Origin of the sequence: Burkholderia sp. AU6039 (genome assembly GCF_002223365.1) — a bacterium.
In the GTDB taxonomy this organism is placed as follows: Bacteria; Pseudomonadota; Gammaproteobacteria; order Burkholderiales; family Burkholderiaceae; genus Burkholderia.
The window spans coordinates 1,036,687-1,053,063 of the sequence record NZ_NKFK01000005.1; the positions used below are offsets into that span (position 1 = coordinate 1,036,687).

Consider the following 16,377-nt stretch of genomic DNA (forward strand, 5'->3'; position numbering starts at 1 on the left):
CCATTCATGGGAATTTTCTCGTTCGGCAAGAAAGACGACGACGCGCCCCCGCGGCGCGGCGGTCGCACCGGGACCTCCCGGAACGTGCGCACGGAGCGCATTACTGAACGCGTCGAGCGACGCTCGCGCCGCACCGAGCGTCCGGAATCGGACGCACTGCTCCTCGATCCGACCCTTCCAGAAAAGCAACGCGCGCGCCGTCGCCTCGTCGGCGCGATCGCGCTCGTCGTCGCCGCCGTGATCGTGTTGCCGATGGTGCTCGACTCGCACCCGAAGCCGGTCACGGACGACATCGCCATCGACATTCCGAACCGGCCCGCGCACCAGGCGGTCGCACCGCGCGACGATGACGCGTCCGACGTGCAGGCAGGCGTCGCGCACGACGAACCGCCGGCATCCGATGTCGCCGTTGCGGCTGCACCGGCGCCCGCGCCGAAGGATGCCGACAAGCCGGCCGCGAAACCCGATACCACGACCACGGCGAGCGTGACGCCGCCGAAGCCCGCGCCGAAACCGGCCGCCCCCGTGGCGAAGCCGGCCGCGCCGAAGCCTGCGCCCGCGCCCGCGGCCGTCGCGCATGCCGACGCCGCCAGCCCGGACAGCAGCGACGCTTCGTCGCCGTCGTCGCCGGCCGGTGCGCGTTTCGCGGTGCAGCTCGGTTCGTTCAAGGACGACGCGACGGCCCGTTCGTGGGCCACCAAATTGAAATCGGCGGGTGTGCCCGCATATGTCGAGCATCGCAAGCAGGCAGACGGCAGCACGGCTACACTGTTGCGTGCGGGCCCGTTCGCGGATCGTGCGGCGGCTTCCGCCGCGATCGCGAAGGTGCGCGAAGCCGGTCTGACGCAGTAACGCACGATGCTGACGGCTTTCGACTACGCTGTATTGGCGGTGATCGCGTTGTCTGCGCTGCGTGGCGCGTGGCGTGGTCTCGTGTCCGAGATTTTCGGGCTGATCGGCTGGATCGCGGCGATCGTGATCGCGGGCCGCTACGTCGGACTGGTCGTGCCGTATATCCCGGCGAACTGGCCGGGTGGTGCGCTGACGCAGTGGGTGATCGCCTTCGCGTTGGTCGTGATCGGCGTGGTGCTGGTCGCCGGCGTGGCGAACGCGCTGCTGTCGCGGATCGCGCAGGCGAGTGGCCTGGGCGGCGTCGACCGCTCGCTGGGCATGATGTTCGGGCTCGTCCGCGGCTGCGTGCTGGTGGTGCTGCTGGTCGCGGCGGCGGGGCTGACCGAGCTGCCCAAACAGGAATTCTGGCGCAATGCGCTATTGCGTCCTTTCGCCGAACAGGGCGTGCACGAGCTGAAGCAGCTCCTGCCCGACGGCATGGCCCAGTACGTACGCGTGTGACGACGCGGCCGGGCAGGACGGAACCGATTTTGTCATTCTGAAGGACATGCCATGTGCGGCATCGTAGGCGTTATCTCCCAATCCCCGGTCAACCAGCTGATCTATGACAGCCTGCTGCTCCTGCAGCATCGCGGTCAGGACGCGGCGGGCATCGCGACGGCGGACGGCAGCAATTTCCACATGTACAAGGCGAACGGCATGGTGCGCGACGTGTTCCGCACGCGCAACATGCGCAGCCTGCCCGGCACCTACGGCATCGGCCAGGTGCGCTACCCGACCGCCGGCTCGGCGTCGAGCGAAGCCGAGGCGCAACCGTTCTACGTGAACGCGCCGTTCGGGATCATCCTCGCGCACAACGGCAACCTGACGAACTGGCAGCAACTGAAGGACGAGATGTTCCGGATCGACCGCCGGCACATCAACACCAATTCCGACAGCGAAGTGCTGCTCAACGTGTTCGCACACGAGCTGCAACTGTCGACCACGGGCCTCGAGCTCGATCCGGCCTCGGTGTTCAAGGCCGTCTCGGGCGTGCATCGCCGCCTGCAGGGCTCGTATGCGATCGTGTCGCTGATCGCCGGCTACGGCCTGCTCGCGTTCCGCGATCCGTTCGGCATCCGCCCGCTGTGCATCGGCAAGCTCGAGACCGAAAACGGCACCGAATGGATGGTCGCATCGGAGTCGGTGGCCGTCGAAGGCATCGGTTTCGAATTCGTCCGCGACGTGCAGCCGGGCGAAGCGATCTTCATCGATCCGGCCGGCAACTTCCACAGCCAGCAGTGCGCGGAGCAGCCGACGCTGAATCCGTGCATGTTCGAATACGTGTACCTCGCGCGTCCGGATTCGTGTCTCGATGGCGTGCCGGTCTACAACGTGCGCCTGCGCATGGGCGACTATCTCGCCGAGAAGATCAAGCGCGAGCTGCCGAACGTGCCGATCGACGTCGTGATGCCGATTCCCGATTCGTCGCGCCCGGCTGCGATGCAGGTCGCCGCGAAGCTCGGCGTCGAGTATCGCGAAGGTTTCTTCAAGAACCGCTACGTCGGCCGTACCTTCATCATGCCGGGCCAGGCCGTGCGCAAGAAGTCGGTGCGCCAGAAGCTCAATGCGATGAGCATCGAGTTCAAGGACAAGAACGTGCTGATCGTCGACGATTCGATCGTGCGCGGCACGACCTCGCATGAAATCGTGCAGATGGCGCGCGATGCGGGCGCGAAGTCGGTGATCTTCGCGTCGGCCGCGCCGCCCGTGAAGTTCCCGAACGTGTACGGCATCGACATGCCGACGCGCGGCGAACTGGTCGCCCATGGCCGCACCGACGAAGAAGTCGCGAAGATCATCGGCGCCGACCACCTGATCTATCAGGACGTCGACGATCTGCGCCGCGCGGTGCGCGACATCAACCCGAAGCTCGAACGCTTCGAGGCGTCGTGCTTCGACGGCAACTACATCACCGGCGACGTGACGCCCGAGTATCTCGATGCGATCGAGCGCGCGCGCCTCACGCCGGCATCGCAGGCCGATCGCGACACGGCCGGCGACACCGAACGCTCGCAGATGAACCTGCAGTTGTCGGTCGAGTGACACCGGCGCACGCTTTTGACGAAGCGTGATAGGATGTGGCCTTGCGTCGATTTGATATCAGCTTGCGGACGCGGGGCGACTTCCCAAAACAGCTAAAGCGAAGGCCGGTGGCAACCGGCCCGAGTCGATCGCTGTCGTACCGCACCGAAGCCCGCTGATGCCGACGCATAGCGGGCTTTTTGTTTTGGCCTGGTTTTGACTGGGTTCGCGCCATTCGCGCGACCATCGAATACGGAAAACGGAACATGGACGACTCCCTCAACTTCGACACGCTTGCCGTGCGCGCGGGCACGCTGCGCAGCGACTTCAACGAGCACTCGGAAGCGCTGTTCCTCACGTCGAGCTTCTGCTTCCAGAGCGCGGCCGACGCGGCCGAGCGCTTCGCGAATTCGGAAGACTACTTCACCTATTCGCGCTTCACGAACCCGACCGTCACGATGTTCCAGGAGCGTCTCGCGGCGCTCGAGGGCGGCGAGGCGTGCATCGCGACGGCGTCGGGGATGGCCGCGATCATGTCGGTCGTGATGGCCGCGCTGCAGGCCGGCGACCACCTCGTCAGCTCGCGCAGCCTGTTCGGCTCGACGCTCGGGATGTTCTCGCAGATCTTCAGCAAGTTCGGGATCACGACGACCTTCGTCGACCCGACCGACCTGAACGCATGGAAGGAAGCCGTGCGTCCGGAAACGAAGATGTTTTTCCTCGAGACGCCGTCGAACCCGCTGACCGAACTCGCGGACATCGAGGCGATCGGCAAGATCGCGAAGGCATCGAATGCGCTGTTCGTCGTCGACAACTGTTTCTGCAGCCCGGTGCTGCAGCAGCCGCTGAAGCTCGGCGCGGACGTCGTGATGCACTCGGCGACGAAATTCCTCGACGGGCAGGGCCGCGTGCTCGGCGGCGCGCTGGTCGGCTCGAAGGAATTCATCATGGGCAAGGTGTTCCCGTTCGTGCGCAGCGCGGGCCCGACGCTGTCGGCGTTCAACGCGTGGGTGCTGCTGAAGGGGATGGAGACGCTGTCGCTGCGCGTCGAGAAGCAATCGGCGAATGCGCTGGAAATCGCACGCTGGCTCGATACGCATCCGTCGGTTGCGCGCGTGTTTCACCCGGGCCTCGAGTCGCATCCGCAGCACGAACTCGCGAAGCGTCAGCAGAAGGCGGGAGGGTCGATCCTGTCGTTCGAGCTGAAGGGCGACACGCCCGAGCAGCAGCGCGCGAATGCGTGGCGCGTGATCGACAACACGAAGCTGATCTCGATCACCGGCAACCTCGGCGATACGCGCACGACCATTACGCATCCGGCGACGACCACGCACGGCCGCATCACGCCGGAAGCGCGCGCGGCGGCAGGGATCAGCGAAGGGCTGATCCGGTTGTCGGTCGGCCTCGAAGACGCGGGCGACCTGCGCAAGGATCTCGCGCGCGGGCTGGAAGGCTGAGCGCGGCACGTCACGCATGTCGTGACGTGATTTGACGTGACACATGGACGAAGGGCCGGTCGCTTGCGTGACCGGCCCTTCGTTTTGGTGTCGATGCAAATCGCCCGGCTTACCCGGCGGGATGCCCGTCCGCATGCGCGTCGTTGCGCATCGCCTCCACCATCCATCGCAGCGTTTCGTCGAGCGGCGTGACGGGCAGCTCGCCCACCGCGCGCCGCAGCTTGTCGCGCGACCCGCTCAGGCGCTTCACCTCGTTGTGCCGCACGAAACGCGGATCGATCGTCACGTCGATCACGTAACCGGCGATGCGCGACAGCATCGCCAGCACTTCCTTCAGCGAATACGCGCGCTCCGAGCAGACGTTGAACGTCTCGCCGGCCGGTGCGGCCTCGACCAGCTTCAGGTACGCGGCCGTCACGTCGCGCACGTCGGAGAAATCGCGGCTCACGTCGAGATTGCCGAGCGAGATGCGCGGTGCGTTGCGCGCGTAGTGCGCGACGAGCTTCGGCAGCAGGTAGGCATCGCTCTGGCCGACGCCCGTGTAGTTGAACGGCCGCGCGATCACGATCGGCAGCCGGTCGGACCATAGCTTTGCCGCGTATTCCATCGCGAGCTTGCTGACCGCGTAGTCGTTCGCCGGGGCCGGGGCGACGGTTTCGTCGAGCACGCCGGCCGTCGAGTTGCCGTAGATGTTCGCGCTGCTGGCGAGCAGCACGGCCGACGGGCGGCGGTCGAGGCCCGCGAGCGCGGCCAGCAGGTTGCGCGTGCCGACGATGTTGACCGCGTAAGTTTGCGACGGCTCGTCCTGCGCGACGTGCGCGCGGGCGGCGAGATGCACGACCGCATCGGGCCGCGCGTCGGCGGCCGCCGCGCGCATCGCATCCGCATCGAGCAGGTCGACGGGCAGCAGCGTGCAGTGCGCGAAAGCCGGATCGTCGGGCCGTGCCGTGCCGGGCGCGACCGTGCCCCAGACCTCATAGCCGGCCGCCTGCAGGCGTTCGGCCATGTAGCGGCCGGTGAAGCCCGTCAGGCCGGTGACGAATGCACGGCGCGACGGGCGTCCGGCTTCAGAACGTGTCATGGTGTTGATTCCGCGTCAAATCCGCTTCGACCATCATCTGGCAAAGTTGTTCGAGCGTCGTCTTCGGTTCCCAGCCGAGTTTGGCTTTAGCCTTGTCCGCGCAGCCGATCAGCAGGTCGACCTCGGCAGGGCGGTAGAACTTCGGATTCACTTCCACGAGCACATTGCCGGTCGCCGCGTCGAGGCCGCGCTCCTGCTCGCCCTTGCCGGTCCACTCGATCTGATAGCCAGCCGCCGCGAACGCCATCCGCACGAAGTCGCGTACGGTCTCGGTGCGGTTGGTTGCCAGCACATAGGTATCGGGTTCGTCGGCCTGCAGCATGCGCCACATGCCTTCGACGTACTCGAGTGCGAAGCCCCAGTCGCGCTTCGCGTCGAGGTTGCCGAGCTCGAGGCGGGTCGCCTTGCCGAGCTTGATCTTCGCGATGGTGTCGGTGATCTTGCGCGTGACGAACTCGCGGCCACGCAGCGGCGACTCGTGGTTGAACAGGATGCCGCTGCTGCCGAACAGGCCGTACGACTCGCGGTAGTTCACCGTCATCCAGTGCGCGTACAGCTTCGCGACGCCGTACGGGCTGCGCGGATAGAACGAGGTCGCTTCCGTCTGCGGAATCGATTGCACCTTGCCGAACATCTCGGAGGTCGACGCCTGGTAGAAGCGCGTCTTCGGGCTCACGACGCGGATCGCCTCGAGCAGGTTCAACGGACCCAGGCCCGTCACTTCGGCGGTCGTCGCCGGCTGGTCGAACGACACGCCGACGAAGCTCTGCGCGGCGAGGTTGTACAGCTCGTCGGGCTGCGTGCGTTCGAGCAGGCGCAGGCTCGAGCCGGCGTCGGTCAGGTCGTGCTCGACGAGCGTGAGATTCGGGTGCGTGTCGACGCCGAGCTCGGCGATGCGCCAGAAATTCACCGAGCTGGTGCGGCGGTAGGTGCCGGTGACCTCGTAGCCCTTGTCGAGCAGCAGCTTGGTCAGATAGGCGCCGTCTTGCCCCGAGATCCCGGTGATGATGGCCTTCTTGCGAGTTTGGCTCATGACGTTGTCCTGGTAGAAACGATGGATGATGAAATTCAGGCGGTCGTGCCGGCGGCGGCCGGCAGCGCGCGACGTGCGGGGCCGCGCGTCAGGCGCCGTTCGAAGCCGTACCAGCTCACGGTCGCGTACGCGAGCGTGATCGCGAGCGCCAGCGCGGCCGTGACGAAGCGGTTCAGGTGCAGCGGCCACAGCGCGTACAGCACGCTGAGGTGGATCAGGTACACGGTGTAGCTGACGGTGCCGACGTAGACGAGCATCGGGTTCGTCAGCACGCGCTGCACGAGGCCGCGGCCGCGCAGCGCGATCACGACGATCGACGTGCACAGCAGCAGCGAGATGCTGTAGAGCGCGGCATTCGACAGCGGCGTGTTCGCGGCGCGAAAGCGCGGGAACGACAGGTGCAGCCAGCCGAGGATCGCGAGCGACACGAGCGCGCCGACGATCGCGAGCGGATAGAACGGCTCGAGCGCGCGCCGGTCGCGGCGCAGCACGATCGCGAGCAGCGCGCCCGCGGCGAGCAGGTCCATGCGGAACGGCGTCAGGTAGTAGATCGGCCAGAACGAGTCGAACCACGGCGTCGCGATCGCGCGCAGCACGGGGGCCGCGACGATCAGCGCGGCGGCGACCCACAGCAGCGCGCGCTCCGAGCACCACAGCACCACGAACGGCCAGAAGATATAGAACTGCTCCTCGACCGCGAGCGACCACAGCACGTTCAGGCTGTCATGGCCGATGCTGCCGAGCGACAGCCCGATGTTGGTCGAGAAGAACGCGAACCACGGCCAGTGCGGCAGCCAGCCCGCGCCGAACAGGAGCGTCGACACCACCAGCAGCAGCACGTACGGCGGCAGGATGCGACGCACGCGGCGTGCGTAGAAGTGGCTGAAGTACGACTGCCCGCGCGCCTTGCGATCGAGCAGGATGCCGGTGATCAGCAGCCCGCTCAGCACGAAGAACAGGTCGACGCCCATCCAGAGCGGCGCCTTCAGCGCGTGCTGCAGGAACACGGCGCCCACCGCGATCGCGCGCAGCCCGTCGAGCTGAACGATGCGGCCGTGTTGCGGCGGGGTGAGGTCCGCGGGTCGCGAGATGCCCGTCATCGCGCCGCTCCTTCGCGACGCGCGGCGTGAGCCGGGGCGTGTCGCACATCCGATGCGTAAACGTGAACGTAATGCATGCCATTAAATGAAATATCGAATCGAAATCGATTCTAGGGAAAAGAAATCGGCAAAAAAACGCGCGTCATTTATCTGACGGCAAATATTCAAATGCCGATTATTTCTGTCGCCGGGTGAAAGGTAGGCGCCCGGACGGCCCCGTCAGGCGGTGGAAGGCGGAATTTTCTACGGGACGGAAATCGAAAGGCGGTCGTTATTGCCGCTTTCGGGCGCCTTTTCGGCGCTGTTCCGGTTCGATATTTCACGCGGAAACATCCCCAAATATTTCCAAATTTCTTGTGATTATTTTTGCTTGTAACCTGCATCGCGACGTTTGAAACCCATTTAGCGACAGGGTGCGCCGGCGGCAGTTCTTCCGGCGGCCCGGTCGTTGTTGCATCAAGTCTGGAGAAGCGCATTGCGACGTCTGATTCTGGTAGGCATGACGGTGTGCGCGACGCTGCTGACGGGCGCCGCACCGGCCGAAACGGTGTTGCCCGCGACGACGTCGTGGATCGGCAATACGTTCGGCTATGGCGACGGCAGCTGGACGCAGATCGACATCCGCGCGATTGCGGTGACGCCTGAAGGCAAGGTGTATACGAATGCGCCGTGGGACGAGAGCGGGGCCGAGGCGAGCGTCTACCAGGACGGGAAGATGCTCGGCTTCGCCGGCGGCACGCACGGCTGGGGCAATCTCGGCGGCAGCGCGATCGCGGTGAACAGCAAGTACGCGTATGTCGCGATCGGTGTCGGCAACGAGCGCGGCCACCTGCAGTCGCCCGGCATCTGGCCGGACAAGGGCAAGCAGTGGTTCGGCATCTCGCGTCGCACGATCGGCGACCTGAAGCAGCCCGCGCCGTTCCGCGCGGCGCCGCAGGTCGCGCCGGGCGGCCGCGCGGACACCGGTCGCGCGCGGATGGCCGCGAGCTTCATGATGATGAACGAGGTGGCGGCGCCTGCGCGTTCGGAAGTGGGCGAGCAGAAGGCGGAAGTCGGCGGCCTCGCGGCCGACGACAAGACGCTGTTCGCGACGAATCCGTCGCGCGACGCGGTGGACGTATACGACGCGGAGACGATGCAGCAGAAGGGCACGTGGAGCGCGCACGAGCCGGGCCGCCTCGCGCTCGCGGGCGACGGCACGCTGTGGTTGCTCACGGACACGATCAACGGGCCCGCGCACCTCGTGCACGTGCGCGCGGACGGCCGCAAGCTCGACGACGCGCCCGCGCTGCCGGAAGGCACCGACGCGGTGGACGTGGCCGTCGACGCGAAAGGGCGTGTGCTCGTCGCGGACAACGGGCCGCGCCAGCAGATCCTGATCTTCTCGAAAGGCGGCAAGGGCTATGCGCAGTCGGGCACGCTCGGCGAGCGCGGCGGCATCTTCGCGGGCCCGGTGCCGGGCCGGCCGGGGCCGCAGCGGTTCAACGGGCTGACGGGTGTCGGGGTCGACCGCGCGGGCAACATCTACGTGTCGATGAACGGCATCGGGCCGCGCCACGACACCATCGGTGCAGGGCTCGGCGCGGTGCTCGAAAGCTACACGCCGGACGGCAAGCAGCGCTGGCAGGTGCAGGGGCTGCTGTTCGTCGACGGCGCGTGGCTCGACCCGGCGCGGCCGAACAGCGTGTACACGGGCAACAAGCGCTTCGAGCTCGACCTGTCGAAACCGCCGGGCCAGGACTGGAAATACGTCGGCTTCCTGTCGAACCGCTTCAAGTATCCGGACGATCCCGTGTTCCACACGGACCAGTATCCCGGCATGCCGTTCGCACGGCGTCTCGATGGCCGCACGTTCCTGTACCTGACCGACATGTACGCCGATCACCTGAAGATCTACCGCTTCGACGCGAAGCGCGACGGTGAGGTCGCGATTCCGTCGGGCCTGATCGCGGGGCGTGCGCGACCGGTCGACAAGGTGCCGAACAAGCCGCCGGGCGGCGACTGGCTGTGGCGCGACGCGAACGGCAACGGCCGGATCGATGCCGACGAGGCCGAGATCAACACGACGGGCAAGGCGAAGGCGGGCGGCTGGGGCTGGTGGGTCGACACGAAGGGCGACATCTGGCGCACCAGCGACGTGCGCGGCATCCACCGCTTCCAGTACGGCGGCGTCGACAAGGCCGGCAACCCGATCTACTCGTACGACAAGGTCACGACCTATCCGATGCCGCAGCCGTTCACACAGTTGCGCCGCGCGATCTACGAGCCGCAGACCGACACGCTGTACGTGACCGGCTACACGGCCGACGCGCCGCCGCAGCCGGGCATCAACAAGGAAGTGGGGCGCGTGCTGATCCGCTTCGACAAGTGGTCGACGGGTTCGCCGGTCGTGCGTTACCAGGTCGCGCTGCCGTGGCAGCTCGACGCGAAGCCGATCTTCGACCTGATCGGGCTCACGGCCGAGGGCCGCTACCTGTTCGGGGTGGAGCCGGTCGGCAAGATCCACGTGTACGACAAGGAAACCGGCAAGGAAGTGGGCGTGATGAGCCCGGGCGCCGAGGTCGGCAAGGCCTCCGGCTGGGTCGACGTGCCGTTCGGCATCAGCGCGTTCCGGCGCGAGAACGGCGAGTACCTCGTGTTCGTCGAGGAAGACGCACGCGGCAAGGTGCTGATGTATCGCTGGAAACCGTGACGGGCGACGTCACACAAGGCAGAAGCATGGACAAAGGCATACTCAAGAACGTTTCGATCAACTTCATCGGGCTGATCCTGCCGACCTTCGTGTCGCTGGTGACGGTGCCCGCCTATATCCACGCGCTCGGCGTCGAACGCTACGGCGTCGTCAGCCTCGTGTGGACGCTGATCGGCTATTTCGGGATCCTCGATCTCGGGATGAGCATGGCCGCGCAGAACCACATCTCGAAGGCGCTCGCGAGCGGCAACGCCGACGAAAGCGCGCGCGTGTTCTGGAGCGCGTTCTGGCTGAACCTCGGCACCGGCATCGTGGGCGGGCTGCTGATCTATTTCGGCGCGTTCGTCTACACCGCGTACTTCACGAAGGTGTCGGCGGCGATGCAGCACGAGGTGTATCTCGCGCTGCCGTGGCTCGCGCTCGCGATTCCGCTGGCGAACGTGTCATGGGTGTTCGCCGGCGCGATCAACGGCGCCGAACGCTTCGGCGTGTTCAACACGAACCAGACGATCGGCACGTTCCTGTTCCAGCTGCTGCCGCTCGGCGCCGCGTGGTGGATCGCGCCGAACCTGCAGACGGTGCTCGCGGCAGCGGTCGTCGCGCGCCTGATCGCGGCGGTGATGCTCGGCCAGGCCAGCATCAAGGTGCTCGGGATCCGGCGCATCGATCCGCCGCAGTGGGGCACCGCGAAAGGGCTGTTCAACTTCGGCGGCTGGATGCTGATCGCGAGCACGACGAGCATGATCGCCGACACGCTCGACCGCGTGATGCTCGGCGCCGGCATGGGCGCGAAGTTCGTCACCTACTACACGGTGCCGCAGAACCTCGTCACGCGCCTGAACATGCTGCCGAATGCGCTGGTGCGCACGCTGTTCCCGCGCCTGTCGGCGGTGGGCCGCGACCATGCGGACACGCTCGCGCGCCAGTCGCTCGAATTCCTGAACGGCGTGTTCACGCCGGTCGGCATCGTCGCGATCTTCGCGCTCGCGCCGTTCCTCACGCTGTGGGTGGGCGCGGATCTCGCCGCGCATTCGGCGCCGGTCGGCCGCGTGCTGGTGATCAGCGTGTGGCTCGTCGGCCAGGCGAGCGTCACGCGGATCCTGATCCAGTCGCAGGTCAACCCGGCCCGCGCGGCGTTCGCCGGGCTCGTCGAGATGCCGTTCTTCGTCGGCGGCCTGTGGTTCGGCATTCATCACTTCGGGCTGATCGGCGCGGCGGTGGTCGTCGCGGCGCGCGCGCTCGTCGACTACGGCGTGCTGCTGTACCTGTCGGCGATCCGGATGCGCGCGATCGTGCTCGACATGCTCGCGCACCTGGCCTTCCTGCTCGCGAGCCTGTTCCTGGCGCAGGCGTGGCCGGGGCTCGTCGAGTCGATCGGCATGTGCGCGGTCGTGCTGCTGTTGAACGTCGCGTGGTCGCTCACGATGACGCCGGGGCTGCGTGCGTTGGTGCGCGACCTGTTTGTCCGTCTCAATGCGAGGAAAACCGTATGAATCGCGATCTGGCGGAACACGCCGTATTGAATCTCGCCACCGCCGATGCGGCCGTGGCCGAAGCGGGCGACGCCGCCGCGCTGCGCCGGGCGCTGCCGGCCGAACGGGCCAGCGCGCGCCATCCGACGCGCGCGCTGCGCGTGGCGATCGTCCACGACTGGCTCGTCACCTATGCGGGTGCCGAACGCGTGCTCGAGCAGATCGTCGCGTGCTTTCCCGACGCGGACCTGTTCAGCCTCGTCGACTTCCTCGACGATCGCGCGTTCGTGCGCGGCAAGCCGGTGACGACGTCGTTCATCCAGAAGCTGCTGTTCGCGCGCACCAAGTACCGCAGCTACCTGCCGCTGATGCCGCTCGCGATCGAGCAGCTCGACGTGTCGGAGTACGACCTGGTGATCTCGAGCAGCCATGCAGTCGCGAAAGGCGTGCTGACGGGTCCGGACCAGGTGCACATCAGCTACGTGCATTCGCCGATCCGCTATGCGTGGGATCTGCAGCACCAGTATCTGGAACAGTCGAACCTCACGCGCGGGCCGAAGTCGCTGCTCGCGCGGATGATCCTGCATTACATCCGCAACTGGGACACGCGCACCGCGAACGCGGTGGACGGTTTCGTCGCGAACTCCGCGTTCATCGCGCGGCGCATCAAGAAGGTCTACCACCGCGACGCGGCGGTGATCTTCCCGCCGGTCGACGTCGACGCGTTTTCGCTGAACGCGGAGAAGGAGGATTTCTACCTGACCGCGTCGCGGATGGTGCCGTACAAGAAGATCGACCTGATCGTCGAAGCCTTTTCGCGCACGCCGGAGCGCAAGCTCGTCGTGATCGGCGACGGCCCCGAGATGCAGAAGATCCGCGCGAAGGCCGGCCCGAACGTCGAGATCATGGGCTACCAGCCGTTCGCGGTGCTGCACGACCGGATGCGGCGCGCGAAGGCGTTCGTATTCGCGGCCGAGGAGGATTTCGGGATCTCGGTGGTCGAGGCGCAGGCGTGCGGCACGCCGGTGATCGCGTACGGCAAGGGCGGCGCGCTCGAAACCGTGCTCGACCCGCAATCGGACCTGAACCCGACCGGGCTCTTTTTCGACGAACAGACGCCGCACGCGATCGTCGCGGCCGTCGACGATTTCGAGCGTGCGCCGCAGCGCTTCACGCCGACCGCCTGCCGCACGAACGCGGAGCGGTTTTCCGCCGATACGTTCCGGCGGCGTTTCCTCGACTATGTGGAGGCGGCGCTGCCCGGCTCGACCGCGCAGCGCGGTACGGCCATCGCGCCGATGCCGGCCGCGCGCGGCCCGGCGACACTCGTGCTCGACCAGAGCGGCGTGCTCGGCGGCGCCGAGCTGTCGCTGCTCGAGATCATGAAGCACATGCGCGCGAACGCCGACGTCCTGCTGTTCGACGACGGCCCGTTCCGTGCGGCGCTCGACGAGATCGGCGCGCGCGTCGACGTGGTCGACCAGGGCGCGCTCGCGGGCGTGCGCAAGCAGGGCGGCGTGTCGGTCGGGGCGGTGAAACAGCTCGTGCGGCTGGTGCGCGACGTCGCGCGGCGCGCGCGCCGTGCCGAGGTGATCTACGCGAACACGCAGCGCGCGATGGTGGTCGCCGCGCTGGCCGGGCGGCTCGCGCGCAAGCCGGTGGTGTGGCACCTGCGCGACATCGTCAGCACCGACCATTTCGGCAGCAAGCAGTTGATGGCGATCAAGTACTGCGCGCGGCTCGGCATCACACGCGTGATCGCGAACTCCGATGCGTCCGCACAGGCGTTCCGGACGCTGACGGGCTTCACGCCGCAGCACGTCGACGTCGTATTCAACGGCATTTCGGCCGAGCCGTTCGACGCGCTGGAAGGCATCAGCCAGGCCGCGCTGCGCATGCGCCTCGGGTTGCCCGAAAACGCGTGGCTCGTCGGTTCGTTCAGCCGCCTCGCGCACTGGAAGGGGCAGCACGTGCTGCTGGAAGCCGCCGCGCGGCATCCCGACATGCACGTGGTGCTGGTCGGCGCGCCGCTGTTCGGCGAGGACGAATACGCGGCGCAGCTGCACGAATACGTCGCGCGGCACGGGATGGACGAGCGCGTGCATTTCCTCGGATTCCAGCGCGACGTGGCCGCCTGCATGACGGCGGTCGACGTCGTCGCGCACACGTCGATCACGCCCGAGCCGTTCGGGCGCGTGATCGTCGAGGGGATGCTCGCGCGCCGGCCGGTCGTCGCGGCCCGCGCGGGCGGCGTCGTCGAGATCATCGAGGACGGCGACAACGGGCTGCTCTGCGCGCCGGGCGATGCGGCCGCGCTGGGCGATGCGCTGGCTACGCTGAAGCGTGACGGCGCGCTGCGCGAGCGGCTCGTCGCGAGCGGGCGGGCGACGGCGGTGCGCCGGTTCGGCACCGAAACCTACGTGGAGCGGGTCGAGAAGATCCTCGCGGATACGGCGAAGGCCGCGAAGGCGAAGAAGCGGTAAGCGGCGCGAGCCGGCGGGAAACGGGCCCTCATGCGGCGGTGTGCTGCGTGAGGGCTTTGTTTTTCAGCGCCGGGGCATTTGTCGGGCGGGTGGTGGGCAGGTTGTTGTGCGCCGCGTGGGGCGCGTGCTTGGCCGGTCGTTGATTGGGACGGCGCGGTTGGCGACGCGAGAAGGCGACGCCAGAAGGTGACGCCAGAAGGTGACGCCAGAAGGTGACGCCAGAAGGCCGCGCTCAGGCAGTCCCGATGGTGAAAGGCGGTCGAGGGCGGCGCATGCGGGCCGTAGCGCGGCCCGACGCCCGAAGGCTACCCACCCCCCGCCAACCCGGCATGCCGGCGCGCTCAGGCCATGAAAAAGCCCCCGCGCAGCGCACCGCCGCGCGAGGGCTCGGGAAAGCGTTCCGGCCGGATCAAACAGCCCGTTCGGGTGCCGTCGTCACGACCCGAGCGGGGCGAGCCGGCTTGAAGCTGGCCGACCACGTCATCGCGGGCCGTTCGAACATCCGGTAGAACACATACGCGACCGGGATCGCGGCGGCCATGAACGCGAACGACGGCCAGATCGACAGCTGCAGCTCGGAATGGAACAGCACCGAGCCGAGGCAGACGAACAGCGGCAGGTGGATCAGGTACAGCGAGTAGCTGAAGTCGCCGAACCAGCTCAGCACGCGCAGCGGCGGCGTCGGGCGCGGAGGACGGGCGAGCGCGCGGTACAGGAAGCACGCGAAGCCGGCCGACCACAGCTGGAACGCGCCGTACTGGCCGAAATGGAACGCGCCGCAGCCGGCGGCCAGCAGCACGGCGGCCGCGCCGTACCACGCGCGCGACGGCGCGGCGGCCGCGCCGCGGGCCGGCTGCGCGCGCACGTCGGCGATCCACGCGCCGATCGTCCAGGACAGCCAGTACGACGTGAAGAACTGCAGGTCGTGCCGTTCGAGCAGCCACGCCGACGCGACGTTGACGAGCGCGACCGCGGCCACGACCGCCGGCATGCCGATGCGCCGGCGGATCGCGAACAGCAGCGGGTAGATCGCGTAGAACTGCACTTCGAGCGACAGCGTCCACAGCGCGCCGTTCGACCCGTACGTGTAGCCGGCGACGCCCTGCAGCGAGAACAGGTTCACGAGGAACGCGACGAGGCCGGCGTCGCGGATCTTGTGGCTGACGGGCTCGATCTGCAGGCTGACCGAGTCGAGGGCGAGCGTAAACAGCAGCGCGGCGAGCAGCACCGGGTAGATGCGGGCGAACCGGCGCACCCAGAAGTTCGGCGCGTCGAGCCGGTAGGCGGGATCGGCCGCGAGCTTGAGCGCCGCGTTGCGATGGATGCAGTAGCCGCTGATCACGAAGAAGATCGGCACGCCGGCGGAGCCCCACGCGAACGGGAAGGTCAGGTAGCCGGCGATCGCGCCCGGGGTGAGCGCGTGGCCGTAAGCGTGATGGAAGCTTTGCATGCCGACCCAGACGACCTGGCGGCAGTGGAAATAGGCGACGAGCAGCGCCGCGAAGCCGCGCATCGCGTCGATCACGTGTTCCTTGTGATCGGCGACGGGCGGCGCGGTCAGAGACGATCCGCTGAAAGCTTGCATGCGATTCGATTCCTTGCGACGGATGGACGGGAAGTTTCATCCAATCGTAATGCGCAAGAATTCGATCAATGAATAAAAAAATCTCGCCGGGAAATATCGCAATTCCACATCATGGTTTTATCGCGATCAGAAAGCGGTTCCGCGAGGCGGGTCAATTATTTACCGATTTTTTTCTGATAGTTTGAAGCTCCAGTTGATTGATGCAAGGAGCGGCAAGATGGACATGCATTGGATCGCGAGCGCTGCAGTACTGCTGGTCATGGCCGTGCTGTCGGCGTACCGTGAGGCGCTGAAGAACGAACCGATTCGCCCGGGTCTCGAACGGGGCGGCGTGCCCTATATCGAGGAATTTGAATCGTAAGAATTTGTATCTGGAAAATCGGTAATTTGTTTCTGCCTCGGTACTCGGTTCGGCAATATCGACCGGGTTGAAAGGATTATATTTTTTCCGGAATCATTGGGCAATCAGTCCATATCGAAAATGAGCGGAGTCGAATTGGCAGTACCGTCGATTCTCGATATGCCGTTCGGAACACAATCGCGCCGGGTCGCTGGTCG

At 66.8% G+C, this 16,377-nt stretch carries 12 protein-coding genes; 8 read left to right on the forward strand and 4 right to left on the reverse strand.

All coding sequences use genetic code 11. The annotated features are described in order from the left end of the window. The first annotated feature begins 6 nt into the window (after positions 1-6). From CFB39_RS22505 to CFB39_RS22520, 4 genes are all read left to right on the forward strand, one after another. Positions 7-852 carry an SPOR domain-containing protein gene (locus CFB39_RS22505; protein WP_089474486.1) on the forward strand — a complete coding sequence of 282 codons (846 nt, stop codon included), beginning with the start codon at positions 7-9 and terminating at the stop codon, positions 850-852. A gap of 6 nt (positions 853-858) precedes the next feature. Next, positions 859-1,353 (forward strand): CvpA family protein, encoded by a 495-nt coding sequence (locus CFB39_RS22510; RefSeq protein ID WP_089474487.1) that lies wholly within the window; start codon positions 859-861, stop codon positions 1,351-1,353. A 51-nt stretch (positions 1,354-1,404) separates the two neighbouring features. Further along, the gene (gene purF, locus CFB39_RS22515; RefSeq protein WP_089427935.1) at positions 1,405-2,937 is read left to right on the forward strand and encodes an amidophosphoribosyltransferase; all 1,533 of its coding nucleotides are present in this window, start codon (positions 1,405-1,407) and stop codon (positions 2,935-2,937) included. A gap of 245 nt (positions 2,938-3,182) precedes the next feature. After that, positions 3,183-4,373 (forward strand): O-succinylhomoserine sulfhydrylase, encoded by a 1,191-nt coding sequence (locus tag CFB39_RS22520; protein WP_089474488.1) that lies wholly within the window; start codon positions 3,183-3,185, stop codon positions 4,371-4,373. 109 nt (positions 4,374-4,482) lie between these two features. On the opposite strand, the gene CFB39_RS22525 is transcribed toward CFB39_RS22520, so the two are convergent. The 3 genes from CFB39_RS22525 to CFB39_RS22535 are packed head-to-tail and all read right to left on the reverse strand — an operon-like array spanning position 4,483 to position 7,587. Continuing rightward, positions 4,483-5,454, reverse strand: a complete 972-nt coding sequence (locus tag CFB39_RS22525; protein WP_089474489.1) for an NAD-dependent epimerase/dehydratase family protein — start codon at positions 5,452-5,454, stop codon at positions 4,483-4,485. After that, positions 5,441-6,487 (reverse strand): GDP-mannose 4,6-dehydratase, encoded by a 1,047-nt coding sequence (gene gmd, locus CFB39_RS22530; RefSeq protein WP_089427932.1) that lies wholly within the window; start codon positions 6,485-6,487, stop codon positions 5,441-5,443. Before gmd ends, CFB39_RS22525 begins: the two co-directional genes overlap by 14 nt. Before the next feature lie 35 nt (positions 6,488-6,522). Further along, a complete protein-coding gene (locus CFB39_RS22535) occupies positions 6,523-7,587 on the reverse strand; it encodes an acyltransferase (RefSeq protein ID WP_089474490.1) in 1,065 nt (354 codons plus the stop codon). A 499-nt stretch (positions 7,588-8,086) separates the two neighbouring features. Here CFB39_RS22535 and CFB39_RS22540 point away from each other — a divergent pair, with 499 nt between their 5' ends. From CFB39_RS22540 to CFB39_RS22550, 3 genes are read left to right on the forward strand one after another with little or no spacing between them, the layout of a single operon-like run. Beyond that, the gene (locus CFB39_RS22540) at positions 8,087-10,279 is read left to right on the forward strand and encodes a hypothetical protein (protein WP_179257749.1); all 2,193 of its coding nucleotides are present in this window, start codon (positions 8,087-8,089) and stop codon (positions 10,277-10,279) included. Between the two features lie 26 nt (positions 10,280-10,305). Next, positions 10,306-11,772 (forward strand): flippase, encoded by a 1,467-nt coding sequence (locus CFB39_RS22545; protein ID WP_089474492.1) that lies wholly within the window; start codon positions 10,306-10,308, stop codon positions 11,770-11,772. Next, positions 11,769-14,234: a glycosyltransferase family 4 protein gene (locus tag CFB39_RS22550; RefSeq protein WP_179257718.1), complete on the forward strand. Its 2,466-nt coding sequence runs from the start codon at positions 11,769-11,771 to the stop codon at positions 14,232-14,234. Before CFB39_RS22545 ends, CFB39_RS22550 begins: the two co-directional genes overlap by 4 nt. Before the next feature lie 409 nt (positions 14,235-14,643). Here CFB39_RS22550 and CFB39_RS22555 read toward each other — a convergent pair whose 3' ends face one another. Then, positions 14,644-15,819, reverse strand: a complete 1,176-nt coding sequence (locus CFB39_RS22555; protein ID WP_089474494.1) for an acyltransferase — start codon at positions 15,817-15,819, stop codon at positions 14,644-14,646. Between the two features lie 217 nt (positions 15,820-16,036). On the opposite strand from CFB39_RS22555, the gene CFB39_RS40315 reads away from it, so the two are divergent. Next, entirely contained in the window at positions 16,037-16,180 is a 144-nt protein-coding gene (locus CFB39_RS40315) for a hypothetical protein (protein ID WP_006479318.1), read from the forward strand. The last annotated feature ends 197 nt before the right edge of the window (positions 16,181-16,377 follow it).